This window comes from Candidatus Babeliales bacterium (assembly GCA_035944115.1).
Taxonomy (GTDB): Bacteria; Babelota; Babeliae; order Babelales; family Vermiphilaceae; genus DASZBJ01.
Map to the genome: position 1 here is coordinate 1 of DASZBJ010000012.1, position 26,054 is coordinate 26,054.

At 39.5% G+C, this 26,054-nt stretch carries 20 protein-coding genes; 12 read left to right on the forward strand and 8 right to left on the reverse strand.

The window, feature by feature from the left end; all coding sequences use genetic code 11:
* The 3 genes from VGT41_00710 to VGT41_00720 form a co-directional block, all read right to left on the reverse strand.
* Positions 1 to 2,218, reverse strand: a 2,218-nt coding sequence (locus tag VGT41_00710) for a hypothetical protein (GenBank protein ID HEV2600793.1), incomplete at its 3' end; no start/stop codon positions are given.
* A 299-nt stretch (positions 2,219 to 2,517) separates the two neighbouring features.
* The gene (locus VGT41_00715) at positions 2,518 to 3,075 is read right to left on the reverse strand and encodes a hypothetical protein (GenBank protein ID HEV2600794.1); all 558 of its coding nucleotides are present in this window, start codon (positions 3,073 to 3,075) and stop codon (positions 2,518 to 2,520) included.
* 271 nt (positions 3,076 to 3,346) lie between these two features.
* On the reverse strand, positions 3,347 to 4,252 hold the full coding sequence (locus VGT41_00720; protein ID HEV2600795.1) for a hypothetical protein: 906 nt from the start codon (positions 4,250 to 4,252) through the stop codon (positions 3,347 to 3,349).
* A 266-nt stretch (positions 4,253 to 4,518) separates the two neighbouring features.
* Between VGT41_00720 and dps the strand changes: the two genes are divergently transcribed.
* The gene (gene dps, locus VGT41_00725) at positions 4,519 to 5,007 is read left to right on the forward strand and encodes a DNA starvation/stationary phase protection protein Dps (protein HEV2600796.1); all 489 of its coding nucleotides are present in this window, start codon (positions 4,519 to 4,521) and stop codon (positions 5,005 to 5,007) included.
* A gap of 161 nt (positions 5,008 to 5,168) precedes the next feature.
* Here the strand turns inward: dps and VGT41_00730 are convergent, their stop codons facing one another.
* Positions 5,169 to 6,245, reverse strand: a complete 1,077-nt coding sequence (locus tag VGT41_00730) for an FAD-dependent oxidoreductase (GenBank protein HEV2600797.1) — start codon at positions 6,243 to 6,245, stop codon at positions 5,169 to 5,171.
* 183 nt (positions 6,246 to 6,428) lie between these two features.
* On the opposite strand from VGT41_00730, the gene VGT41_00735 reads away from it, so the two are divergent.
* From VGT41_00735 to VGT41_00755, 5 genes are all read left to right on the forward strand, one after another.
* Positions 6,429 to 7,028: a hypothetical protein gene (locus VGT41_00735; GenBank protein ID HEV2600798.1), complete on the forward strand. Its 600-nt coding sequence runs from the start codon at positions 6,429 to 6,431 to the stop codon at positions 7,026 to 7,028.
* Positions 7,029 to 7,174: 146 nt separating this feature from the next.
* On the forward strand, positions 7,175 to 8,341 hold the full coding sequence (locus VGT41_00740) for an ATP-binding protein (protein HEV2600799.1): 1,167 nt from the start codon (positions 7,175 to 7,177) through the stop codon (positions 8,339 to 8,341).
* Positions 8,342 to 8,540: 199 nt separating this feature from the next.
* On the forward strand, positions 8,541 to 10,664 hold the full coding sequence (locus tag VGT41_00745; protein HEV2600800.1) for an ankyrin repeat domain-containing protein: 2,124 nt from the start codon (positions 8,541 to 8,543) through the stop codon (positions 10,662 to 10,664).
* Between the two features lie 305 nt (positions 10,665 to 10,969).
* The gene (locus VGT41_00750; GenBank protein HEV2600801.1) at positions 10,970 to 11,107 is read left to right on the forward strand and encodes a hypothetical protein; all 138 of its coding nucleotides are present in this window, start codon (positions 10,970 to 10,972) and stop codon (positions 11,105 to 11,107) included.
* A 191-nt stretch (positions 11,108 to 11,298) separates the two neighbouring features.
* Positions 11,299 to 11,598, forward strand: coding sequence for a helix-turn-helix domain-containing protein (locus VGT41_00755; protein ID HEV2600802.1), 300 nt, complete (start codon positions 11,299 to 11,301; stop codon positions 11,596 to 11,598).
* Positions 11,599 to 11,622: 24 nt separating this feature from the next.
* Here the strand turns inward: VGT41_00755 and VGT41_00760 are convergent, their stop codons facing one another.
* Positions 11,623 to 12,357 carry a class I SAM-dependent methyltransferase gene (locus VGT41_00760; GenBank protein HEV2600803.1) on the reverse strand — a complete coding sequence of 245 codons (735 nt, stop codon included), beginning with the start codon at positions 12,355 to 12,357 and terminating at the stop codon, positions 11,623 to 11,625.
* Between the two features lie 134 nt (positions 12,358 to 12,491).
* Here VGT41_00760 and arfB point away from each other — a divergent pair, with 134 nt between their 5' ends.
* Positions 12,492 to 12,923: an alternative ribosome rescue aminoacyl-tRNA hydrolase ArfB gene (arfB, locus tag VGT41_00765; protein HEV2600804.1), complete on the forward strand. Its 432-nt coding sequence runs from the start codon at positions 12,492 to 12,494 to the stop codon at positions 12,921 to 12,923.
* 71 nt (positions 12,924 to 12,994) lie between these two features.
* Here arfB and VGT41_00770 read toward each other — a convergent pair whose 3' ends face one another.
* Entirely contained in the window at positions 12,995 to 13,615 is a 621-nt protein-coding gene (locus VGT41_00770) for a hypothetical protein (GenBank protein ID HEV2600805.1), read from the reverse strand.
* Positions 13,616 to 14,032: 417 nt separating this feature from the next.
* Here VGT41_00770 and VGT41_00775 point away from each other — a divergent pair, with 417 nt between their 5' ends.
* The 3 genes from VGT41_00775 to VGT41_00785 all read left to right on the forward strand — a co-directional run bounded on the left by VGT41_00775 (position 14,033) and on the right by VGT41_00785 (position 20,414).
* The gene (locus tag VGT41_00775) at positions 14,033 to 16,123 is read left to right on the forward strand and encodes a hypothetical protein (protein ID HEV2600806.1); all 2,091 of its coding nucleotides are present in this window, start codon (positions 14,033 to 14,035) and stop codon (positions 16,121 to 16,123) included.
* A gap of 147 nt (positions 16,124 to 16,270) precedes the next feature.
* The gene (locus VGT41_00780) at positions 16,271 to 18,376 is read left to right on the forward strand and encodes a hypothetical protein (GenBank protein HEV2600807.1); all 2,106 of its coding nucleotides are present in this window, start codon (positions 16,271 to 16,273) and stop codon (positions 18,374 to 18,376) included.
* Between the two features lie 94 nt (positions 18,377 to 18,470).
* A complete protein-coding gene (locus tag VGT41_00785) occupies positions 18,471 to 20,414 on the forward strand; it encodes a hypothetical protein (protein ID HEV2600808.1) in 1,944 nt (647 codons plus the stop codon).
* 53 nt (positions 20,415 to 20,467) lie between these two features.
* On the opposite strand, the gene VGT41_00790 is transcribed toward VGT41_00785, so the two are convergent.
* Positions 20,468 to 21,748, reverse strand: coding sequence for an Nramp family divalent metal transporter (locus VGT41_00790; protein HEV2600809.1), 1,281 nt, complete (start codon positions 21,746 to 21,748; stop codon positions 20,468 to 20,470).
* A gap of 52 nt (positions 21,749 to 21,800) precedes the next feature.
* Complete coding sequence (locus VGT41_00795; protein HEV2600810.1) at positions 21,801 to 23,555, reverse strand: ABC transporter ATP-binding protein; 1,755 nt, start codon at positions 23,553 to 23,555, stop codon at positions 21,801 to 21,803.
* A 280-nt stretch (positions 23,556 to 23,835) separates the two neighbouring features.
* Here VGT41_00795 and VGT41_00800 point away from each other — a divergent pair, with 280 nt between their 5' ends.
* Both VGT41_00800 and VGT41_00805 read left to right on the forward strand, forming a co-directional pair.
* Positions 23,836 to 24,699 carry a G1 family glutamic endopeptidase gene (locus VGT41_00800; GenBank protein HEV2600811.1) on the forward strand — a complete coding sequence of 288 codons (864 nt, stop codon included), beginning with the start codon at positions 23,836 to 23,838 and terminating at the stop codon, positions 24,697 to 24,699.
* Between the two features lie 167 nt (positions 24,700 to 24,866).
* Positions 24,867 to 26,042 (forward strand): hypothetical protein, encoded by a 1,176-nt coding sequence (locus VGT41_00805; GenBank protein ID HEV2600812.1) that lies wholly within the window; start codon positions 24,867 to 24,869, stop codon positions 26,040 to 26,042.
* Positions 26,043 to 26,054: the final 12 nt, after the last annotated feature.

Sequence of the window (26,054 nt, forward strand, 5' to 3'; positions counted from 1 at the left end):
GGTCCACTGCACGCTTTGCTTCCTGTGCCTGAGCCTGCTGACGCGCTACTATCCCTTGTTTATTTGCTTTGGCAGCTTCAGCTCTCTCTACTTTTATAAGAGAATCAACTGCTGGCGATTCTTGTAATATCGTTGGCGATATATCTGACGCTTCTAGCTTTGGTGCCTCTGGAGCCACCATTACAGGTTCTACATACTCAGGGCTTCCCAATCGAGCCTCTTGTATACGTGTGTGTCGCGCTTGCGTTATATCTGCCAAATATTTTTCTCCAGCAGCATCAACTACTGTAGAATCACTTTCAGTTCGTTTTCTATATATTTGCTGTTGCCTCATCGCCGCTTCTTGCTCATGTGCAGCTTTACGGGCAAGCGCTTGTCTATCATCTTGATCAGCTTGCATTTCTGCCAATTGAGCTGCTAATTCAAACTCGGATAATGATTTCTCTTGCACTTTACGTGCATCTAAAATTGCGACTTGCTCCTGCCTAGCTTTACGTGCGGCAACAAATTCTTCAAACTCCGCTGCTAGTTCTGCATCTCGCGCATAGAGTGCTCGTCTACGATCTGCTGCTATTTGATCATCTGTCAATTGTTGATCGCCCTCTACCACAGCATCCCATAAGAGATCATCGCCTTTACGTTCTACTTTTAATTGCTCTACTTTAACACCAGATTTTGCATGTCCAAGCAGCACTTCATCTCGTTTCAATTGAGCCGTTAAATCACTTTCATCTTGTGCCAAATTCTTTTCAGAGTTCACTAGCTCTACATAAGCGTCTGCTAACTTGCCAACATTCTCTAATGCAGTACGCTCTTGAGTTGCTGCTTGAGCCTGTTGACGCGTTATTACCGCTTGTTTATTCGCATTGCTCGCCGCTATTCGTTCTGTTTTTATAAGAGAGTCAACTGCTGGCAATTCTTGCAACATCGTTGGCGATAGATCTGGCGCTTCTAGCTTTGGTGCTTCTGGAGCAACCATTACAGGTTCTACATACTCAGAGCTTCCCAATCGCGCCTCTTGTATACGTGAGTGTCGCGCTTGCGCTATATCTGCCAAATATTTTTCCCCTGCAACATCAACTACCGCAAGATCATTTTCAGTTCGCTTTCTATATATTTGCTGTTGCCTCATCGCCGCTTCTTGCTCATGTGCAGCTTTACGTGCCGCAACAAATTCTTCAAACTCCGCAGCACTCTTCGCTTCTTGCTCATACAACGCGAATCTACGATCTGCTGTTATTTGATCATCTGTTAATTGTTGATCGCCCTCTACCACAGCATCCCATAAGAGATCATCGTCTTTACGTTCTACTTTTAATTGCTCTACTTTAACACCAGATTTTGCATGCCCAAGAAGCACTTCATTCCGTTTCAATTGAGCTGTTAAATCACTTTCATCTTGTGCTAATTTCTTTTCAGAGTCCACTAGCTCTACATAAGCGTCTGCTAACTTGCCAACATTCTCTAATGCAGTACGCTCTTGAGTTGCTGCTTGAGCCTGCTGACGTGTTATTGCTGCTTGTTTATTAGCATTGCTCGCCGCTGTTCGTTCTGTTTTTACAAAAGAATCAACTGCTGGCGATTCTTGTAATATCGTTGGCGATATATCTGGCGCTACAGGCTGAACGGCTTCTGGAGCAACCATTGCTGATTCTACATACTCAGAGCTTCCCAATCGAGCTTCTTGTATACGTGTGTGTCGCGCTTGCGCAATGCGGGCTCTTTCTTCTGTTGCCCATTCTTGTTCTGCTTTTAAACGAGCTCCTTCTGCAGCAAAAGTCTCCCCTGCCACTTTTTCTCTTTGTTCTTGTTCTTGTGCAGTTTTACGCGCAAGCAACTCTTGCAGTTGATCTCCCCATTGCGTCCCATCTTCATGAAAAGACACTGAATCTCCAGCAGGGTAATCCTGAAGGCTTTCAAGTACTTGCACTCTCGCTCGTTCTTCTTCTGCTTTACGCTCTGCAATGCGGGCTCTTTCTTCTGTCGCCCATTCTTGCTCTGCTTTTACACGAGCACCTTCTGCAGCAAAAGTCTCCTCTGCTACTTTTTCTCTTTGTTCTTGTGCCAAGCGTGTCTCTTGCGCAACTCCTGTCGTCCATGCTTGTTCTGTTTTTAGACGAGAAGTTACAAACCCATCACCAAATAAAGAATTTTCTGAAAACAATGCGCTTATTATGAAAAGCGCCGTCACCATTAATTTTTTTAATATCTGATTCATAAGCAACACCTGCATAATAGAATAAAAAAAATAAATTTAAGATTTAATAAAAAGTATACCCCATCCGACAATAATAACAACTGGCACAACAGCAAAACTATTCAATATCACCATTGCATCAAAATCACATTTTTTGACAACCTGAATCTATATTTTATCACCACAAACCCCCTATTTAACCCCTCACCCTCGCTCAGGATATATGAGGCTACGCTATCGCGCCCACATTGAGCAAACCGCAAAAAAAAGACGTGGGTTTTACGCCACGTCTTTATATTTTGCTTAATCAAAAATGCTAATTAGCAAGCTGCTTCTGCAAGCCACTGAGTGATTCTTGGTAATACATATTTGTTACCACCAACTGCCGCTGCTGCCACAACCACTGCACCAACTAAAGCTTTTTTATTAGTTTGTACAAAATTTGCTACTGCTTTATATTTTGGAGAGTTTGCGATTTGTGCACGAACTTTTTGTCCACGCTGAGTATTTGCTGCCGCATATACAGCTGCTACTACTGCAGTCCCTGCAACTACTTTTGATGCTCTTGGGTACTTAGTAACTGTTGCTTCTACATATTGTACTGGTCTAGTTGCGCGTACTGCTTCTACTGCGTTACCACAAGCAGCTTTAAAACGTTCAAAACGAGTTAAAGTAACTGGCATTAAAGAAACTGGCATTAAGGCTTTCGTCCATTCAACATCAGCTGCCATATCTGGTGAAAGTTGCTCGCTACCTACTACGAATCTAACAGCCGTAGACATTGGTGCTGGAGCAAAGTTTTCTCCTGCACAGTTAACAACCCCTGCAGTTGCCAACATTAACATTGATAACAATGCTTTTTTAGAAATTGAGTTCATATCGAACCTCCTCATAATTGAATTAAAAATAAATTTAATATTCATACCACCAGTATAAATGGAATGTTGGGGATCGCAACAGCCCCCCTGGCTAGGCACAAAAACCGGCATTTGCGTCCCCATAGAAAAGGCGCAGTCTTTACACCACGCCTCTTATTTACTCAAATCTAGTTAGGCACAAAAAAAGTGGCGTCGTTTGCCTAAAAATAAAAATGACGTGGTTTTTACGCCACGTCATTGTATATAACTATCTTTAAAAGATCGTAATTAATTACGCCTTTTTAGCAAAATACTGCCAAGCCTTTTTACCACCAAAAGCTGCTGCCAAAACCGCTGCTGTACCAAGCGCTACTTTTTTAAGAGTATCTTGGTGTTCTTTTACAAAAACTTTAGCCGATTGTATTTTTGCAGACTGCGCTAGACGCGTACGTACTGCTTGAACAGTTGCAGTGACTCCAACTTGCTCACGAAGCTCATCAGAAGCCATTACCGCTCCAATTGCTGCTACTGCAACAACTGCTGCTACTGATTTCTTACGGTGGTTACCTAATGTAGCCCAGATAGATGCTAATTGATTTTTTGCGCGATCTTTGTAACCAAGCCCAAAATCTGATTCTACAAAATCATTAAACGATGTAGTATCTAAAGCCATCTCAGGAGTGTCGCCTGAAGTAACTTCTCCAGCAAATCTAGAAGTGTAATACTCGTCGCTTAAACCGTGCCCTTTCTCTATCTTCTCTAAATCTGATCGCTCAGCAACATCAGCACCTGCAGAAGAAGATGACCCTGCTTGAAGGCTATCGCCACTTACAGGACCTGTTCCCGTTAGCTCTCTTCCAGAATCTACAAGCGCAGGTTTGTCTGTGTTTCTGAATGTGTAACCTGCATTTATCATACCGTCCACTTTTTCTGGCAGTGCTGTGGTTTGGCGATCACACTCAGAAAGTGCACTCGCTGCTGCAGATCTTGCGTTTTCAAAATTCTTGGTTGATTGTATCACGTTAAAACGAGCTCTTATAGAACTCTCCTTTGTCCGCTCTGCTTGCGACATCCCTTCAGCAGCTTCCCAAAACTTAACCTGTGCCTGCTCCTGCTCATTAATCCCAAAAGCAACATTTGTCTGCATAGCTGCAAACGCAAGCATCGATAACAATGCTTTTTTAGACATTAAGTTCATAATTGAACCTCCTATAATTGAATTAATCATTCTACATTAATACATTCAATCAGTATAAATTAAATGAACCATTAAGCAAGTGCCGCGCCTCTATCAATAAAAAAAACAACGCCAGTTGATACAATCTGAAAACCTTGCTTCTAGCAAACCATAAAAACGCTTGCCTGTCACTATCAGCAACTATGCTTTCACGTTGATATTATTACCATTTCTTTGTTATAGTACCTACAATCTATACCAGAACTCTCACAAACAAGGAGAAAGTCATGAAACAGATCCTACATACAACCCGCATAAGTATTCCAGAAAGAGAGCGCATTGAGCTGATAGAACTGCTCAATAATACATTGGCATCCACTGCCGATCTTTACGCACAGTGCAAACATGCGCACTGGAACGTCAAAGGAATGAACTTTATTGCTCTGCATAAACTATTTGACGAACTGGCCCATGATCTTGAAGAGCAGGTAGATGTGGTCGCCGAACGGGTAACAAGCTTAGGTGGTACCGCACTTGGCACTATTCAATCAACCGTACAAAATACCGGCCTACGCCCCTATCCAACAGGAACATTAACCGCAGAAAAACATCTTGAGCACCTTGCTCATAATTTTGCTATTTTAGGTGAACTATCACGAAATGGTATGAAAAAGTCTGAACAACTTGAGGATATGGCAACCAATGATCTGTATATCGATCTTGCCCGAATGCTTGATAAAAATCTTTGGTTTATAGAAGCACACCTACAAAATTAATCCGTCTACGCTTATAGTTCTACCCTACTTCGCACAAGGCTTCGTCGGGCAAGCTGCCGGACCCTACTACGCTCTTTTAGGACTACGAAGAGGGCTAAGGCTGCGCCCATCCATATCCGTCTACACCCTTTTGGGGCTACGCCGGACTGCGCACGCTGCCTTTAGGCAGCATGCTTGAAATACTGCTGAGAGCGCTGCAAAATGCGATCAAATTCATGATCATTATTCATGTATGCCTTGCGGCCACGTAGAAAGCTAATACCCAAAATGCCTTCATCTTTGGGAGCATAATAAATCAGTTCATAGCGAGGCAGGCCATCTAAATCAGTAGTAAGTACTTTGACATTAATCATGTATTGCAATTCCTGTGTCGGCGGTTGATCTTTTAAGGTAATCAGATGCCCTTGCACAGGAATTACCGTTTGGTCATCCGTTAAATCTCGCGCGCCTAATCCAGCACAATTAAAAATGATACGTTCTGGAATTTCATTAAAATCGGTTATCGATGCGCTTATAATCAGTATGTTTAGTTCCCTAATCAAACGGCGCAGTTCAGCCATAATTTCAGATGGATTTACAAATACCGTATGATACTCCATAGCTCTATGCTGCGTACCATTACCAAAATCGATAATAACCTGTTCGGGTTTCTGCATAAGCCCATGCGCTACATAAGGCGCAAAACCGGGATCAATATCAAGCCCATAATAAGCTGGTACTATTTGGGGACCCTGTTTAATAAACGGATGCACCCCTTGTATGATCTGCTGGTATAGTGCATATGACTCCATTCCGACCGATTCAAAAAGCTCTTGCTCTTCAGGCGTCGCTCGTTTACGCACTCGCGAGAAGAAAAATCCAGCAGCATTATCAGACGGCAAACCGCTCGTTTCACGCGCAAGAATACGCACATTGCGTCCAGCGCGCGCTAACGTTATAGCAGTGAGCAATCCATAACATCCTGCACCAATGACAACAACTGGTTGATCTTTGCCGACCGCTGATGATGACACAATTGCTTGCTGAAATTGCTTAATTGACCGCTCAACCGAACCAAACAGAAACGTCCATCCCGCACCACCTTGGCCATAATTATGGAAAATCAACTTGTCTTCCCGTTGATCCATGGCTATCAAAAATTGACGCTCACGATGCCCACGAATGCAGACAATTTTTTGCTTAACATGCTCAGGAGAAATGCGCGGAGGAGTAAGAGATACAACACGTAATGAATTCATACAGATACAGGCTCGTTATATATGAAAATAGAGTAACCAACAGATTCATTCTACTACCAATATAGATAAAATGTCGATTTTTACGCCCAAAAACAACCCCCGTTGTTCAAATAGAAAATTAATATAAACTGTTTACATACACTGCAAATAAGGATTTATTAAAAATAGAATGGGGATGTTATCATGCATACATCTATGGGAAAAAAATTATTATCTATACTTTTGTTTATAACTGCCCTGCAAACAGGAACCAGTTACTGCACTAGCCTAGAGCAGACAATGGCTAGCGTAGGTAAAAGTCTTGACGAGCTAAACCTTTCTACAAACAATTCTCTACGCAAAAACATATCAAACGGGGCAAGGCTAAGCGCGATAGCTGGATTCGGCTTTTATCTATTATATGAATACGAAAGATTAGGCGAATCTAAAAAAGATGTTGCAGATATTGGCATGGCCTACATCTTTTATCCCAAAAAAACCGCGATGACAATCATAGCCCTTATAGCTGCTAAATTAGGATATAGACATTGGCCCAGTCCAAACCTAGGATATGAAATACCGCCATCACATAGCCAATACGATGAAATAATGAAAAGACCTGACATAAAAAAAACAGTAACCGGTTGTTTATCTGTATCAAGCAGTATTTTATCAATAATAAATTCGTATCACTTTGCTAAATCATTGAAAAGTAATAATTTCAACATCTTGAAAGCGACTATTCCTTATGGATATTTAGCATTCATTATCAATTGTGCAATACGACAACTTACCTGTATTTAAAAAAAGATTACTATTGCCCTATACCAGGCCCACCAAAACATCGATTTTTATGCCTAGCGATAGAGCCTTTTGCACAAATAGAAAACCATTATAAACTGATTATAGAATGGAAAACGGTATTAATTAATAAAACCATGGAGGTTATTATGAAATTATTTAAACTAATCACACTTTTAACAGCCGGGTCGCTTGCGCTCCCTGCTCATTTACAAGCGAATATGTTCTCGGAACTTCAAACAAATGTATCAAAAGCATGGGGTACAACACGCGCTACTACCGCTAAAGCATATGAAACTGTTACTAAAAAATTCACGTGGACTGATACAGAAAAGACAGATGCTGAAAAAACTGAAGATCAACCAACACCATGGTATATCAGACACAAAGGCAAACTGATTGCCACTGGTGCAACTGCAGCTACTATGGCTGCCGTATATGCGTATGTTCGGTTAAACCCTACATCTAATACATCCATCCGCATAAAAGAAGCGTACAAAAACAGCATGCGGTTTCTTAAACGAACGTTAGGATTGTATGGAAAAGAGCAACCATTGCCAGATCATTTAAAAAGCCTCAATGAAGCGCTTATCAAACGAAGTATTTCCAGAGAAGATCGAGAACTTATTTTACAAGGCGCGCAGTATTATAACGCGACTCCAGAACAAATAAAAAAATACTGTCTAAAAACTCCTGGTCACCTTCTTTTTTACGGTCCGCCAGGAACAGGAAAAACATCGATTGTTGCAGAATTGGCCAAAATTATCAGCCCTGATCAAAAGTTTGAAGCGGTTCTTCCTGCCGACTTAGATAGCACGAGCAAAATTGCAGACTTGTTTGCACACTGGAGAGAGCAGGCGAAAAAGGCAAGAAAATTCATATTATTCGATGAGGGAGATGCTGTATTTACTCGAACGGAAGCAAATGCAACATTGTTTAACACTTTATTACAAGAAATAGCCAGCAAGCAAAACACAAATATTACCTTTGTTGCTGCTACGAACTTTAAGGATGCATTCCCAGAATCCATACTCCGTGCAGAAAGAATGGAAAGTCATATTCTAATTCCTAATCCAAACGGACGATCTCGCATGATGTTGCTGCAAGAAAATCTTGGGAAACTACCTGCTGCGAGCTTAGCTTTATCATGGATTGATAAAATAAGACTTGCAATATTAACGCGCGGCTTTAATATCGCAGATATAAATGCGTTAATACAAAAAGCTGGATTTAGCGCTCTAAAACATAACCGAGCAATATCTATGGCAGACTTCAATTTTGCAATCAACATGATTCGCAAAAGTAAGGGATTATAATTTCACAATAATGCACTTTGCCTATACAGGAGCTACCAATTGGTGGCTCCTGTTTTATTTACGCGCTAGACATAGCGCTGATGCAAGTCTGCAGTAGAAAAGTGATAAAACCACAACGCCTATTATTGACTTTCTGAATTTGCAATTGTTATTTTGATATCAGATTGCGATCTGTTTATAAAATAAAAAAGGGGTAATGATGAACGTTTATACATGGTATCGAACATTATTAGCAATCATAATTAACCTTAGTTTCGGCTTGTCTGTACAAGCTGGCTCGCCAAAACAGCACGCAAACAAGCGTGTACAGCGAATAGTTGGACACATGCAGTCAGAAAAACAGCGCCCAATTGTTGAGCCAAGCGACGTTGGAGCGAGTCTGGGCTTGATGAATATACGCTGTAAAAATATTAAACAAGGCCGATTTGATCAGATCGTGGCCCATCGTGAAATAGCTGAGGCTATGCTAGAGAATGAAGCAAAATATGGAGATACCTACTTTGTAGTATTTCACGCACAATGGCAGGAATATAAATTGTTAGCTGAATTTCTCAGACATGTATATGGCTTTGTTCATAAAAGGCCATTACGTTCAGATTTTGAATATCTTCGCTTTTGGGGCGATGGATCAGACGTTTCCACTGTTAATGATTATTTAGATAGTTTTGGCATTCCCAATCCATTTGTTAGCGGCGAAGGGCAGCTCAATGATAATAGGCCAGATATTGCACAACTTCTTTTATCAACAAACTCAACATTGTTTAGCAACTATCGATGGTCAGGCGAATGCACTTGGGATTATTTTATGAAAAATCGCAGTGGAGTGGATTATATTAGAAGCGTGTTTAGTAAAATTTTTGAGCGGTATGAATTTAATCCAGAGTACATTCAAAAGCTACTTGATGTTGCCAAAGAACTTCGCGCAAATACAGGAGACCTTTTACAAATTTTTATACCAAAAGATTTAGTGAATACATGTGCATATCTTTCAAAAGCGTGGGGCGTTCCAGTAAAAGAGCATATTCTTGATACAAATAATAATCCAATTTTGGATGGCTATGATAACAAACGCATGCGGTACACAGAAAGCAGACCAATTTTAGAGATTTTGCAGACACAGATCAATAAGATTAAGGCTCCAGAAGATATCCAGTTAAGACTCTTCTTTTCAAAAACAGGACCACTCTTAAATCCGAGCATGGGACTGAGAGTGTTTAGATTTACTACACTATCGGCAGAGCAGTTACAGCAATACAAGAATCGTGTTAAAAAAATAGCAGAGGCTATATTTGCAGAGAAGGTTCTTGAAGGTTCTCTTTCTCACTATGTTGTGGAAGCACCACCGAGGAAAAAAAATATCTCTATTGAGACTGTTGTACCGCCAATCCCACCAGTGCGAGCTATTGACCCTACAGAGCAGCAAGAAATACAATACACTATTGAAAAAATGGTTACACCATTGGATATATTTGAAGCAATTGATCATGCTGATGCAGTTACCTGGATTAAGAAATTTTTAGTGAATACAGAGATTCTTGATGAAAGTAACGATTATGGACAAACTCCATTATTATATGCAGTTTCTCGTGGCAAAATGGACGTTGTACTATTTCTGATACAACATGGTGCTCGGGTGGACGCTAAAGAAGCGCGAAAAGGACTAATGATTGCGATTCAAAATGGAAATTTTGATTTCGTACGGTTTTTTGTAGAAAAATATGGTGCAGATGTAAATGAGGGATATATGAGAGAAGGAGAGCCAATATTGGCTGCCGCAGCTCTTAGAGATCTGAGGATCATAGAATACTTGGTAAAGCACGGAGCAAGAATTAATGTTGCCGCTGGTTATTCTGAAACAACTCCGCTGATGGAAGCAGCTAAATTAGGATTGTTAAACGTTGTACAATTTTTGGTGCGTCATGGCGCGGATGTGCATGCGTATGATGACAAACACAGAACAGCATTGATGTATGCAGTGATAGGTTCAGAGCATGGATTTAGAGAATCAGAATACATAGCAGTTATAAAGCTTCTAAAAGAGGCTGGGCTTAGCATCGAAGATCCAGATAAATACGAAGTGACACCATTAATGATCGCTGCTATGGATGGCAACTTAAACATGGTACAATTTTTGTTGCAAGAAGGAGCAACATTTGATGTTGAAAAAATTATGACTGAAAAAAAGATAGCCCATTCTATGCGCATAACTGAGATAGGGTTGGATTTACCATTTAACCCAGGAAAAGCATTTATGGGTGTTATTGCATATTTACAAGAATTGCAGAGAAAACAAGGTAAACCGGCTAAAAAAAGTAAATTATAAAAGTTTAGATTTTTAATTTTGTATGAAATAAGAGGCTATATTTTGTAGTCTCTTATTTCATATGCACCATGAAAGGAAGACGATTGCTGATTATATGAAAAAATAAAACCTACACCTTTCTCACATGTATCATCTGTGATGGCCCCGCTGCATAAAACGGCGCTTCATATATGTTCACGATTTCAAATCCTGAAAACTGTTGATTAATAATCAAATGCCATCATACAATACACCTATTGATCACTTCTTTATATAGTAGTACACTAGGAAAGAGTGGGTTGATTTTTTAAAGGATGTAATTAACGATGCAGTGGCAGATAGAGTACTGGGATGCTGAAGCTGGTAAAAGTCCTGTTGAAAAATGGTTGGATAAGTTGACCGACGAACAACTTAAATCTGTTTCTAAAGAAATTCACATGCTTTGCTGGCTGGCAATATGCTAAAACTGCCACACAGCAAAGCCCTGGGAAAGGGGCTATTTGAACTAAGAGAACGCAAATACGGATACCGTGTTTATTATGGCTTTCTGAAAAAATATATAATAATTTTACTTGCCGCTGGGGACAAAAACAGTCAAGAAAAGGACATTTTAATCGCTCGTGGACGATTGGCAGAGTATAAAAAGGAATAAACAATGAAAACAAAAAGCTTTCAAACATATCTTGAAAAACGGCTTGATAAAAATGAGATTGCAGATATCAAACAGCAAGCGCAACGTGAAATAAAAATACTTGAATCTTTTCAACGCATGCTTGCAGATATGACTGCTGATTATATGAAAAAAAATAAAATAGGTTTTAATGAATTGGTTCGATTATTAGATATCAGCCCTTCTCAAGTTGCAAAAATACAACGTGGTGAAGCGAATTTAAGGCTTTCAAGCTTAGCGCATTTATTTGCATTAATGGGAAAAGATCCTAAAGATATCTTTTAAAAAAGACCAAACCCTATCATTGAACTACACCGCTTTGGCATGTATCACCTGTGATGGCCCCGCTGCATAAAACGGCGTTTCGTGTATGTTCACGATTTCAAATCCTGCGTGCCGCAACAGCCCCCTCCATTGTTCATCATTGTACCAAACCAACTGAATCAACTCATCTTCTCGCTCTTGAACCACACCATCAACCGTAAGCTCATATACGCGAAATGAATCTACTGATTGATTCTGATCATCAAAAACAGACCGCGTTATCAAAGAAATGATAGTGTGATCATCAAGACGAATCGACCGTTTTCTCGGAACGACACTGGCACGGTCAGGAATAAAACAATCAATCAATACATCGCCGAATGGCTCCATATGCGCATGTATTTTTTTAAGTGCCTGCAAAATAACCGCACGATCCGCAATCAATTGCAAGGATCCAAAAGCAATGATAGCAACCGCATATCGATGAGTAAGTGATAAATCTTGTAATAACTGTGAATGCAGCTCCGGTTGCAACCCTAATACCACCGCTCGCTGACGACAACGGCCCAACATATGCTCAGAAGCATCAACCCCATCCACAACATATCCACGCTGCATTAGCGGCAACTGCAGCCGTCCTGATCCAGACATCGCCTCCAGTACCCTACCTGGATGCCCATCAAGAAAGTCCGCATAAAAATCAACTTCTTGCTCGGATGCATAGTGCTGCGTTACGTCGTAATAGAGCGCTGATAATTTTCCATATGATGCATGAGTCATAATACAAACATACCTCTTATCGAGAATCTACAAACTAAAAATAACAACTTTATACAGTAGTAATGGAAAAATAGTAATATAAAAACAATTATGCCATAGCAACTACAAAAACCAATATTAAAAAAGGAAATAGTATGAAAGACGATTTATCAGTTAAAGATGGCATTATCATTCCTGCGCACGAACTGGATATCGCCAGCAGCAAGTCCGGTGGTCCGGGGGGACAACATGTTAATAAAACAGAAAGTCGCATCACTGTCCGCTGGAATATCCGCACCACAACAGCACTGACCTATGAGCAAAAGCAAGTTGTTTTACAAAAGCTACAGTCGCAGGTTACCACCGAAGGAGAAATTGTAATTCACAACAGCTCATCCCGCAGTCAGCAGCATAATAAACAGGCAGCGCTCCTTGAACTTGCGCATAGAATACGCAAAGCGCTCCATGTACCCAAAAAACGCCATAAAACAAAAATCCCACAATCAATTGTAGAATCTCGACTGCGCGCCAAAAAAGTACGCAGCTCGGTAAAAAAGACACGAAAAAAAGATATTGATTTTGATTAAAAATTTATCCGACTTAAAGAAAGAGGCGTGAGAACAATCCCACGCCCTTCTGCCTTTACTCGTTCTAAGATTTAGAACTGCTTAGGGAACTGTGCCACAATGCCATCAGCCAGATCTTTACCCATCATAAGCGCTTGTGTGATAACAGCATCATAATTTCCAACATCTGCCTTCCAATCACCCTTTATGCGCAAAAACAACTCTTGTGTTGTTAGGGTCAAATGTTCATTAAGCATGCTCGTAAGCGCCTCAGTGGTCCAATATGGATTCGCTTTGCTTAAGAATGCTGCAATATCAGATGCATTGGTATGCCATTTTGCATCCAACTCTTTTACCGTTGCATCATCTTTAGCAAGTGCTGCTTTTACAATTTCAGCCGCAATATTAATATGGTCTTTTAACAATGTCGCTAGCTGATTACCTGCATCTGCTCCATAAAATGGCACAATCGCAGCTCCAATATCATCCTGATTTTTCAGTAACCGCTCAGCTGCCACACCAGCATCAGCAAGACCTGCAACAGACGAAACGATAAATTGACGGGTCCAAACCACATGCTCCATCCATAATTTATCCATTCCCCGACGTAAGGCACAATGTTGCTCATTCATAACACAATGCGGCTTTTTAAAATAACACAGCCCAAAAGCACCAAGAGCTACTCCCAACGCCAAGTACAACATATACTTCATACTACTCCTTTGAAAAAATGGGTTAAAACGACAAATGATACACAACCGCGTATCACCTATTATCTTCTACAAAAATTATTTGAAAGGTGCCAGTTTTATATAAAATCTTATGATAACTTTCCTACCCCACCCAGGCACAAACCCACAAATATTATATTCTTTTTGTCGTTTTATGAAAAAGCGCCTTAATTCTTTAAATCTACAGCTCATAATGCACAATCAAAAATATCAGGCATAGATAACACATACCCCTTGCAATCAAGAAAAAATAGCATACATTATTACAAATTATGCATACAGAACTGCACCAACAATGATTACAAGATGAATTATTGCCGCATCACGTGACAATCAAATGGCAAGCATCTGAAGCATAACGAGGTATAAAAACATTCTATGTCCATATTAGGGGAACCGATGAATTTACGCGCACGAGCACATCAACACAAAATAAAAGGCATTCTCACAATCAATGTCCTTTCTCTATTTTTAAACAGCTTTGCATGCGCACTAACTCCTGGAGAAATCGCACTGCAAAAAGCACAAGCTCCCATTACCTATGCAGAAATTGGCGAACAACTTCTTGCATCATATGGTATTGTGAGTAACGCACCAACAACACCACAAGAACTGAGCCTTGATCAAAAGCTTAACCCAACAGTCAAAGAAATATCTGATCAAGAAAAGCTGCAGAAGCTATACGACATCCTGAGACAACAAGAAATCCAAAACCCATCTGCAATCCCAATGTTACCAAAAAACAATCGAGCAACACGAACTGTTATAAAAGATTTGGAAGTGTATCATTCATCAGACGCAGCAAACCATGCAAACCACACATTTTCTCGTATTAATCGCACACAAACCTGCTTTGGCCAAGCAGAACTTGCTGCCTGGCTAACCCAGCCAACAACCGACATCACTGTGTTACAAAACCGCCAACAAGCTATTCAAGCCTTAATTAATGATGAAAGTCTCATGAACGAATGTTCAGCACTGGTTGCACAAGCAGAACGGGCAACATCTATAATGTTCAGTAATTGGATTGCCGAAAATGAAACCACAAAATTTCTGATCGATAGCTTTTACATTAAAAAGTACGAAAAAAATCCTGCCGCATTAGAGGCATACACCCGATTGAGCAATCTCGGACTAGCTACTGCAATGTTCTTCAATTTACCTGCAATACCCCAACTTTTTGGATATTGGGCAGGATCTAACGTCGCCGCTGCTATAGCGGAAGCCTTTGGGCAAAAGGCAGATGCCCCATCTTTATCAGAACTGGGGAAAGAAATTAAGCAGCTTCCGAAAGAATATGTCGCATTCATGAAACAACTACGCTCTGTTGATACGCCCAAAGCAAAATATATTGCAGTCGCTGCAGCACATGCTTTAGCAGCAGCTTACATACTCTACAGCCTCTCCCAAATCAAAGCGATATTTCAAGCCACACAAATATACAATAACATTGCAAACTATGTACACACAAAACTGATTGGAATGGGAACACTGGTACGCAATACCCATAAAATACATTCCATTGCAGAAAAACATCCTGCCTTAGCAGATAGTTTGATGTACAAAGACTTCAATACTGGCTCAGCTGACTATATGCGTCTTAATAAGATGCTTCAAACCAATACCTTCAAAGGCCAAGCTTCGTTCTTTTCTCTCACCGGAAAAGTTTTTGCTGCACACGCCCTGATGAATGAATGCAGAAATGAGTTCACGAAATACATGAAAGCGATTGGAGAAATTGATGCATTGCTTTCATTGGCAATACTCATGAAAGAATTTGAAGGCAAACCAAACGGATTAACATTTGTACGATACGTGCAACAAGATACACCATACATCAACCTGACTGGCTTCTGGAACCCATTAGTAAATCCAGAAACTGCGGTAGCCAATAACTTAGAACTTGGCTCACTCGATGGCAACCCAGGCTATACATGCAATATCATTTTGACTGGTGCAAATACCGGTGGTAAATCAACTGCATTAAAAGCCATTCTGACTGATATCTTTCTTGCTCAAACATGCGGTATAGCATTCGCAAAAGATCTGGTAATGACTCCATTTGCATACGTAAACTCATCGCTTAATATTGTTGATAACACCGCCGGCGGTAAATCACAGGGGCAAGCGGAAGCCGATCGTGTTGCAATGCTTATTAATGATGCTCATACACTTAAAACTGATGAAAAGGCTTTAATCGTTGGAGACGAACTATTTAGAGGCCTTTCAGCAGAAGCTGCAAATGAAGAAACATACAAATGCATCCAACGGCTCATTGATTGCCCAAATACAGTAAGTTTAATTGCAACCCATACAAAACGAGCAACCAACCTTGAGCAAGAAACAAACGGAATGAGCAAGAACTATCGCATGGAAGCAATCATTCACGAAGATAGCAGCATCACGACACCATACATTCTTGAACCGGGCATCAACCGATACGATATCGCAAGCAATATTGTAGGTAACGCAATAGCACAAGCAGCATAATAAAGAACAACAGGGAGCGATTTAAAACCGCTCCCTGGCAGTATAAAAAATGTTAGTTTCCTGATTTGAAAACTGTTATCTTAGCTAACAAGAACTACTATCGTGAACACTATATATTTCTAAAGACCATCATATATAGAGAAATTTATGAAAAAAAACATTCTACGAACAGTATTAAAATTAAACCTTGTTAGCCTAATTTTTAGCAACGTTGCATTTGCTATCAAGCCATCCTCCTACGCTGAAGGAGCAAAGGGCACAACAGAACAAATAACATTAGATATACAATCACCCATAACCTACGCAGAAATTGGCGAACAGTTGCTTGCTTCGTACGGCATTATCAACAACACCGCTTCATCCACAGAAACAGAAAATAATGACCCCAAAGATCAAACAATTGATTTTAATATCCCTCAGCTTTGTGACAAAGAAGCATTGCAACAACTATACTCTCTCATTGGAGAAGAAACGCTCTCTCCTACAATAAACTATCAAACAGTGCGCACCCTTATTAAAGATTTAGAACTGTTTTACGCAACTGATAGCAATGATCACACAAATCATCTTTTCTCTTGCATAGACCGCACACAAACAGTGTTTGGTCGTGCAGAGCTTGCGGCTTGGCTTGCACAACCTACTAATAACATTGAGCTATTGCAAAAACGTCAAAATGCGGTTAGAACAATTGCAGAAAATCCCGCTTTGATGGACGAATTATCAACATTCATTGCTCACGTAAAAAAATCAACATCCGCTCTATTTAATAACTGGAACAAAGAGCATGATGTTATTACATCATTAATCAAAAATTTGTATCCAAAAGCTTTTTCAAAATTTTTTAGTACACGCACTGCGCCACTTGAAGTTTACACTCGCTTAGGGAACCTAAACACTGCCTATTCTATGTTTTCATCATGCAAACTACTCAGTTACCCGATTTATATTTGGTTAGGACTGAAAGCTACTAATGCTGCCACGCAATATGCTGTTGAAACCGATTTATGCCCAACTCCGCCAATTTCAAAAATTATGGAAGTGGCAAAACTCCTTACATCAAAATATGCCGGCACTATGAGATCGCTCACCGATGTACAAAAGCATTCAAAACTGTTTTACCTCATGGTAGCTGGTGCACACGGCGCCGCTGCACTGTATGTCTACTTGACTGCAAAAGCACAAGCAGAACTACTCAAAGTGCCTCGGTTGGATGCACACCTTACTAATTATATGCAAACAAACCTAATCGGCATGGGATCAATCGTACAAGCAGTAGAAAAAACACACGCGTTAGAAAAAAAACATCCAGAACTAACAAAAGGTTTAACACAAAAAAGCTTCCGAAAAGGATCTAAAAACTTCTTGCACCTCGCTACAATGTTACAAAAAAACACCTTTACTGGATCAGCATCATTCTTTTCTTGTTCAGGAAGAGTACTGGCAGCACACACATTACTCCAAAGCTGCAAGCAAGAATTTACTAAATACATGCACGCTGTGGGAGAAATTGATGCACTGGTATCTCTTGCAAAGCTCGTGAATGAATCAAAAAACAAACCAGTACAGTATTGTTTCGTTACTTACATGGATCAAGACACACCGTACCTACAACTTACTAATTTTTGGAATCCACTCGTTGGTGCAGATCATGCAGTACCTAACAGCCTCACCATGGGTAATACCGAAAATGCTAACGGCCCGCGTGGGATTGTGCTTACCGGCACAAATACTGGTGGTAAATCAACTGCATTAAAAGCGATTCTCTTTTCTACGCTACTTGCACACACCTGTGGTATCGCCGCTGCGCAGCAGGTGGCTTTAACACCATTTGCATACATTGGCTCATCGCTCAACATTATAGATAGCATTACCGCTGGAAAATCACTTTCTCAGGCAGAAGCAGAACGAATTGCATTCTTGATAAAGCATGCACGCGCATTAAAAAATAAAGAGTTCGGAATCGTGATTAATGATGAACTATTCCATGGCCTTGCAGCACGTACAGCGGATGAAGAAACCTATAAATGTATTCAATATCTTCTGGAATGCCTAAACCTACTTCATATGACCGCAACACATACTGACCGTGCGACCAACTTAGAAAAAGAAACAAACGGGTTGAGTCAAAACTATCGCATGGAAGCATACATCAATGAGCAAGAGGAAGTGGTGCGACCATTCATTCTAGAACCGGGCATTAACCGATACCATATTGGCAGTCATATTGTACAAACAGCCATAAAGAATGCATAGAATCGATAAAGTAAAACAAAAAAGAGCAGAGCGATAAACACACAGTCGCTCTCTTTTTTTTATAAACTGTACTCATTTTTCACGCGAGAGCATGATGAAGCAACAAACAAATCACTTCTTTTTTATTTTACATCTTATTATCTGCACATTCTTTAATAGTATTGTGTTTACCCTTGCCCCAACTGCAGCAGAACAAGGACAACAACTGGAACAAGCCCCTATCACCCATCAAACTATTGCCGAGCTCCTTCTTACATCATACGGAGTCACTACCACCGAAAAACCTAAAGAAAAAGATCCTGATAAAAAAACAGAACCATCTGATCGTGAAAAATTACAAAAATTTTATACGCTTCTTATAGCAGAAGAACCGCTCTATAACGTTACGCCTGCAAAAAACAGAGAAATGCGTACCTTCATAAAAAATTTAGAACTATTTTTCACGCAAGGAAATGAAGATCACTCGAAACATTTTTTCTCTGCTATTGATCGTACACAAACCGTTTTTGGCCGTGCAGCATTGGCTGCCATGCTCGTACAACCAAGCAGTGATATTGCCATACTAAAAAAACAACAAGATACAATCCGATTACTTGTGGAAAATGAAGCGTTAATGAACGAGCTTTTGGCTCTCGTTGATCAAATAAAACAGGTAGAGACCGCCATACTAAATAATTATGAACATCAAGATACTGCCTCCAAACAACTGTACCCTGATATTGGCCGTCAGAATGTCGTTTTTTTAGAACTATTTACCCGTTATGTTCAATGCCATACAGCGCTAACAGGCCTAGTAAGTCTTACTCTTATACCTGGAAGGGCTGCTCACAACATTATTCAATCTTTAAGACGCTCACGTTCCATCACAATACATCACGCATATGAAGGGATACAAGCGCTATTTGGCTTACTTGGTGGTACATTGTTCATAAGCCTTGCTAAAGCAAGTGCAGACAAAATTAAAGAGTTACAAACTAATGTAATGGGCGTGAGAACCCTACTAGATATTGTTCAAAAAATAAAAAACATTACTCATAGTAATACAAAACTTAATCTTATAATTGCCCCTGCCACTTCTGCTCAGAAATCTAAAAATTATAAACAACTACTACAATTACTCAGTAGCAATACGTTTACAGGAAAAGCATCATATTTTTCATCAGCCGGAAGAATACTTGCTGCTGGTCATTTAATGGTAGGTTGCAGAGAAGATTTTATTCCGTTCATGAAAACCATTGGAGAACTGGATGCGTTACTTTCGCTTGCAAGACTCATAAAAGGATCAAAAAACAAATCGGTCGGCTATTCGTTTGTTACCTACACACAACAGGATTATCCATATCTAGAACTCAATGGTTTTTGGAATCCAATTGTAACCGCTGAGCATGCAATACCAAACAATATCACTTTTGGGGGAGTAGATGATTGCCGCAATGCCACCAATATCGTTTTAACTGGTGCAAATACGGGCGGAAAATCCACTGCATTAAAAGCAATATTATGTGCAATTCTTCTTGCACAAACCTGTTGTATTGCACCCGCTGCCAGCCTTACCATCACACCATTTACATCAATCAATGCCTCTTTAAAAACCATCGATAACACCGCAAAGGGTGTTTCGCAATTTCAAGCAGAAGCAGATCGCATTGTCGATTTAATGTTTGAGGCGGATGCGCTCAAAGATAATGAATGTATGTTTATTGCAACTGATGAACTGCCTAATGGAACCTCTGGCGATCAAGCAGAAGAAGTGATGTATACTTTTGTTAAATATCTTGCAGCAAATCCACACGTCCTCAGCGCGGTTGCCACACACTTTCCTAAACTTGTCACACAACTTGAACAAGAAACAAATGGCCTGTGCAAAAATTATCGCATGGAAGCGTATGTCAATGAGCACGGAGAACTCATACGGCCATTTATATTAGAACCTGGCATTAGTGAGTCCAAAATCGCTCAAATAATTTTAGAAAAAACATTCGAAAGAAGAAAAGCTGAACGAGAAAAACAAAAAGTGCAAACAGCGTCAGTCGATTAAAAAACACACGGCGTGCTAAATACTCAGGGAACAATGAATCGCTCCCAATCTCTTCACCTACACCACAATGGCAATAATGCCGCTGTAGTCATCAAAAAAAACGTTACAATGCCCAAAAAGTTAATCCCATATCCATTGCTAAATTCCCCCATTAACTCTTTTTTATTTGCCAAAATCAGTAAAAACAGAATAAACGGTACCGCTGCGAAACAGTTAACAATCGCTGCATACAACAAGGCCTGAATCGGATTAATCCCCATAAAGTTAATACACAATCCCAACAATGTTGAAATTGCAATAACGCCGTAAAAAAATTTAGCTTGATGAAATTTGTGTGCCAAGCTTCTTGGATAATCAAAAATTTCGGCTAACGCATATGCTGATGCACCTGCAAGAATTGGAATCCCTAAAAGCCCTGCTCCTATGATGCCGACAGAAAAAATAATATACGCAAATTTTCCTGCAAATGGCTGCAAGGCAATTGCTGCATCATATGCTGAATCAATAGTAGTAATGCCATTTTTATGCAACGCACTATAACAAGTAAGTACAATAAACAACGCAACAAACTGAGAAAAAAACATACCAATCCAAGTATCTTTTGGCATTTTCTCTATCAACTCCTTAATTTCATCTTCTGTTTTGTGGTCAAGTTTTTCTTCTATTTCTTGCGATGCTTGCCAGAAAAAAAGATAGGGAGAAATGGTGGTACCGACAAAACCCGCTGCTATCAATAAAAATTCTTTATCACATTGGATATAAGGCGTAAACGTATGCTGAATCACCTTCCCCCAATCATCGGTGGTCAATAAACCAGTGATAATATACGCAATTAAAAAACTAGAAAGAAACAAAAGTAATCTTGAATAGGTACGATACGAAACAAAAATCTCTAATGCAATCATAATCAGGGTGGTAAAAATAGCCCAAAAATAGATCTGGTATCCAAAGACTAGTTGCATTGACGCTGCCATAATAGAAATATCTGCACCAATATTAATGGTGTTGGCAATCACTAAAATTGCAATCGCGCTATATAAAATCGGTTTTGGAAAATAATCTTTCATGTTTGCAGCAAGCCCTTTGCCCGTTACCAATCCAATACGCGCGCTCATAATCTGCACTGCATACATCAGTGGCAATTGAAACGGCAATAACCATAACATGAGGGGTCCGTATTTTGCTCCTGCAAGTGAATAGGTTCCTATACCCGATGGATCATTATCAGCAGATCCTGTTATAAACCCAGGCCCTAATGCTCTGAATTCTTTTTTTATCCCATCATACAGTCGTTGTAACAGCGAGCGTTTTTTAATCGTATTTTTTACGTGCATAACATCTACCTACTTTTTTAAAATTTTTAATCCACTATAAACACGAATACAGTTATGCCCCCGTTTGCAATCGCCATAACTTTGCATATGTACCGTTCTTTTGCACCAGATCACTATGTGTGCCAGATTCTAGTATTGCACCTTTTTCCAGTACGAATATGGTATCTGCGTTACGTATTGTTGAAAGCTTATGAGCGATGATAATAATCGTTTTTTTATTAGCAAGCGTTTCAAGAGAATCCCGAATTGCCGCTTCAGTTTCATTATCCAGTGCTGATGTTGCTTCATCAAATATTAAAATTGACGGATTTTTAAGCAGAGCTCTTGCTATAGCAATTCTTTGTCGCTGACCCCCAGATAAATTTTTACCATTTTCACCAACTATAAAATCATAATCGCCGGGCACACTCATTATAAATTCATGCACTTCTGCCATTTTGGCAACTCGTATAATCTCTGCATCTGACACGTGTGTCATACCATATGCTATATTTTCTCTTACTGATCCATTGATAAGATACAAATCCTGGCTTACAAGACCAATATGCGCACGCAAATCATGCAGTTTTATATCACTAATGCTCACATTTTCAATACGTATAGCTCCTCCGGTCATCTCATAAAATCGTAATAATAGTTTGACAATAGAACTTTTACCGGATCCCGTTGTACCAACAAATGCCACCGTTTTATTTTTTGGTATAACAAATGAAAGATTATGATACAGCTGGGTTCCATTTGGATACACAAATGCCACTTCATCAAATACAATATACGGTTCTATCAATTTACTCTGTGGATAGGTATGCATAGCATCTTTAATACCAATCGGATGATGCAAGATGTCTTTAATTTTACGCAAAGACGCCATTGCCCGTTCATACATATCAGTAATCGTAGTTAATGTGGTAAATGGCCATAAAAAACGCTGGGTTAAAAATACGAGAATACTATATTCGCTCAAGGATATTGATCCTTGCAAAGCGGCAGTTCCTCCAATAACAAGCGACGCTACAAAGCCACATAATATCCCCATCCGGACGATTGGTATATACAATGCGCTAATATTACTCGCCGCATGATTAGCGTTTGTATAGGCAACACTTTCTCTGCTCAAAGCAGCAAGCTCATATTCTTCGGCTGTATAACTTTTAATGGTAGTCATACCAAACAACCGATTACTAATATGACTGTTTAACTTTTCAATATGATCTCGCACAATTGCATATCGACGCGCCAATACTTTTTGAAAGAAAAATGCCATTACAACCACAAATGGAATCGGTATTATTGTCACTACTGCCAGCGATGGAGAGATATAAAAAAATATACCCCCCATTGCAATAACATTTACACACAATTGTATGAATGCGTTAGGCCCTTCACTTAAACACTGTTCCAATTGATTAATATCGGCATTAAGAATTGCGGTAAGACCTCCCGTTGTTTTATTTTCGAAATAAGACATTTCAAGTTGTTGTATATGATTGTACGTATCAAGCCGTAGTGAGTGCTGAATATCTTGGGCAATTTTCCGCCACAACACAAGATGTACATACTCAAATATCGATTCTAAAATCCAAAAAATTGAAACTAGAGCTCCCACCACATACAATTGTGTAAACGGATCAGATACGCCTAAATAGGCAATAATCGATGCATCTTGCTTAACAATAACATCGATTGCAACACCAATTAATACCTCAGGAACAATATCGCACAATTTATTTAATATCGAGCTAAAAGAAGCAATAAGGATTGCCCATCGATGCGGCTTTATATACTGACTAAAAAAAGAATTTTTCATAATTATTCTCTGATACATGACTTGTTTTATTTCAATCAAAAAACAATAACGTAATACATAGTATATAAACTATATAAATCTATTTTTTCAAGAAAAAACAATGATTAACACAGAACCATTTTGTTTTTTTGTCACGATCAACCAGCAGACAACTTGCAGCTGGTTCTTATAAAAAAAAGAATTCTCCTTAATCTGTATTGACTCTCTTCTTGTAACGTGTTAATTCATGATCATGATAAAAATTATATATTTTTAAAAAATCGATAAGGCGGAGTGAGATATGAAGCACCAGTTTTTAATACATAGTTTATTTATTGTACTGTCTATTACAGGCAATCTACTATGCAACACAACGATACATGATATAAAACAAGAAACCTACACCCATATTGAATGCACAGTACATCCAATAACTGAAAAATTAGCACGAGACTCTCATATACATATACCTGGTCCAAAGATCAGTTCACGTATGCGATCAGGAACCGTTGTAGAATCAAGTACAAACTGGAGTGGTTATGTAGCAGTATCAAACATAAATAATCCCGCAAAAAATTCTGTTTCTGCAGTGACCGGATCATGGGTAGTCCCTTCAATCATTGCATCTAGAAATAATAGTTACTCAGCTTTCTGGATAGGTATAGATGGTTATACAAGTCCAACGGTTGAGCAACTCGGCACTGCACATGATTGGTCAAGTGGAGCGCTAGAAAGTTATGCATGGTTTGAAATGTATCCAGGAGGTAGTTACAGCATTGGAGGATTCCCTCTGCGTGCAGGAGATATAATTAGTGCAACAATTGTATACTCGGGAAATGGCATTTTCACTATGCATTTATATAATGATACTGAGCAGAAATATGTTTCGATACCAACTCAATACACAACATTAAGAACTGCTTTAAGAAGTTCCGCTGAATGGATTGTAGAAGCTCCGTATTATAATGGCATCCTACCACTCGCAAATTTCGGTGTAGGCCATCTTAACAACTGCACGGCAACCATTAATGGCGTTACTAATGGCATAGGATTATTCCCTAATATTGCTTTAACAATGGTAACACCTAAAGGTGGACTCAAAGCGGTTACTTCTCCGTTATTACCAGACAAAAAATCTTTTTTTGTAACCTGGAAAGGCCAGTAAATTTTTTATATCAGCATGCGCTCATTTTTAAAATAAGCGCATGCTGATATAACGTAGAGATTTTAGTTATCTCTTGCACATCATTCTCCATGACTTTTTCAAAAAAATTGAGTAGTGTTGGTTGTAAGTAGAAACAATCAAAACTACTTTAATGTAAAGGGAATTGGATGAAATTATATCAAACAACAATATCCGCCTATTTGCTACTCAGCGCACTCCTGGCAACAAGCATGATTACCTATGCAGGTTCTCCTGAAAATGAAGATCCTCAACCACGATTTGCAATAATTATCGATCCTATCGCAGAAATGCATAACAGCTTTCCTCCTCCATTACATCCTTCTGCTGCACCTCAAACCAAAAAATGTCGGCGCGCTCATCAGGGGCTTTACAATGAAATTATCTTCTGCAGCGCACAAGCGTTGAGCTTTGCTCAAGTCTATTGCCCGAATGCAATATATGGATTTGATGAAACCACGGGAGAATCACGGAACAGCTTTTGGCTCTATCAAAATCAGATACAACTATTTACTGATATTGATAAACACCTTCTGCAAGCAATTCCTAATCCTGCATATGGCGCAGAACCAACAGTGGTACTCATCTATCCATGGAACAATTTTTCAATCGGTACGCGCTTTAACTATCTTCCAGAACAAGACACGCATAACGCATATGCAATTGTGTATGCTGATTACCATAACAATGAGCTGCTCTTTGATTTTATTCCAAAACATGATGCGATTATTGAAAAAAACCAAGATGAAGATGCGACACGCAATCTCATGGTCACTATTGCACAAAATCTTATCGATCGCGTAGCACTGAGTGCAGAACATGCGGTAATTCCATTCGTGTGGGGTGGTAGTAGTTTTATCCGTTTCGCCACTGATTATGATTTTTACCAAGAGAATGGCGTATGGCATAGAAATGACATTGAACAACCATACACCGGATACGACAATTCAGAATTTGTTATGCGCATGGCACAAATGGCTGGCGTATCATTTCCGTATAAAACAACTACTGCTATTGGCTTAGGCTTAGCACAACAAGCACTACAAACGCATGATACACTCAAAGAAGGTGATCTCATTTGGGCACCTGGATATGTTGCAATAATCAGCAATATTGAACGAAATGAAATTATCCAAGCGCGTGGATATTCAAGCGGATATGGATGCATACACCGTTGCACATTGAGCGAATGCTTTACCAATATCACTACCTATGATGAACTCCTTGACGCATATTTTTCCGAAACACCAATTCAATTTAGAGATAGACAGGGCAATCCTATTGGACAAAGCATCAATTTCAAAATACTAAAACTTATAGATTAAAATTCATACGAA

Coding starts and splice junctions, on each gene's coding strand:
- VGT41_00715 (HEV2600794.1), bottom strand. CDS start 3,075: ATGAACTCAATTTCTAAAAAAGCATTGTTATCAATGTTAATGTTGGCA.
- VGT41_00720 (HEV2600795.1), bottom strand. CDS start 4,252: ATGAACTTAATGTCTAAAAAAGCATTGTTATCGATGCTTGCGTTTGCA.
- dps (HEV2600796.1), top strand. CDS start 4,519: ATGAAACAGATCCTACATACAACCCGCATAAGTATTCCAGAAAGAGAG.
- VGT41_00730 (HEV2600797.1), bottom strand. CDS start 6,245: ATGAATTCATTACGTGTTGTATCTCTTACTCCTCCGCGCATTTCTCCT.
- VGT41_00735 (HEV2600798.1), top strand. CDS start 6,429: ATGCATACATCTATGGGAAAAAAATTATTATCTATACTTTTGTTTATA.
- VGT41_00740 (HEV2600799.1), top strand. CDS start 7,175: ATGAAATTATTTAAACTAATCACACTTTTAACAGCCGGGTCGCTTGCG.
- VGT41_00745 (HEV2600800.1), top strand. CDS start 8,541: ATGAACGTTTATACATGGTATCGAACATTATTAGCAATCATAATTAAC.
- VGT41_00750 (HEV2600801.1), top strand. CDS start 10,970: ATGCAGTGGCAGATAGAGTACTGGGATGCTGAAGCTGGTAAAAGTCCT.
- VGT41_00755 (HEV2600802.1), top strand. CDS start 11,299: ATGAAAACAAAAAGCTTTCAAACATATCTTGAAAAACGGCTTGATAAA.
- VGT41_00760 (HEV2600803.1), bottom strand. CDS start 12,357: ATGACTCATGCATCATATGGAAAATTATCAGCGCTCTATTACGACGTA.
- arfB (HEV2600804.1), top strand. CDS start 12,492: ATGAAAGACGATTTATCAGTTAAAGATGGCATTATCATTCCTGCGCAC.
- VGT41_00770 (HEV2600805.1), bottom strand. CDS start 13,615: ATGAAGTATATGTTGTACTTGGCGTTGGGAGTAGCTCTTGGTGCTTTT.
- VGT41_00775 (HEV2600806.1), top strand. CDS start 14,033: ATGAATTTACGCGCACGAGCACATCAACACAAAATAAAAGGCATTCTC.
- VGT41_00780 (HEV2600807.1), top strand. CDS start 16,271: ATGAAAAAAAACATTCTACGAACAGTATTAAAATTAAACCTTGTTAGC.
- VGT41_00785 (HEV2600808.1), top strand. CDS start 18,471: ATGAAGCAACAAACAAATCACTTCTTTTTTATTTTACATCTTATTATC.
- VGT41_00790 (HEV2600809.1), bottom strand. CDS start 21,748: ATGCACGTAAAAAATACGATTAAAAAACGCTCGCTGTTACAACGACTG.
- VGT41_00795 (HEV2600810.1), bottom strand. CDS start 23,555: ATGAAAAATTCTTTTTTTAGTCAGTATATAAAGCCGCATCGATGGGCA.
- VGT41_00800 (HEV2600811.1), top strand. CDS start 23,836: ATGAAGCACCAGTTTTTAATACATAGTTTATTTATTGTACTGTCTATT.
- VGT41_00805 (HEV2600812.1), top strand. CDS start 24,867: ATGAAATTATATCAAACAACAATATCCGCCTATTTGCTACTCAGCGCA.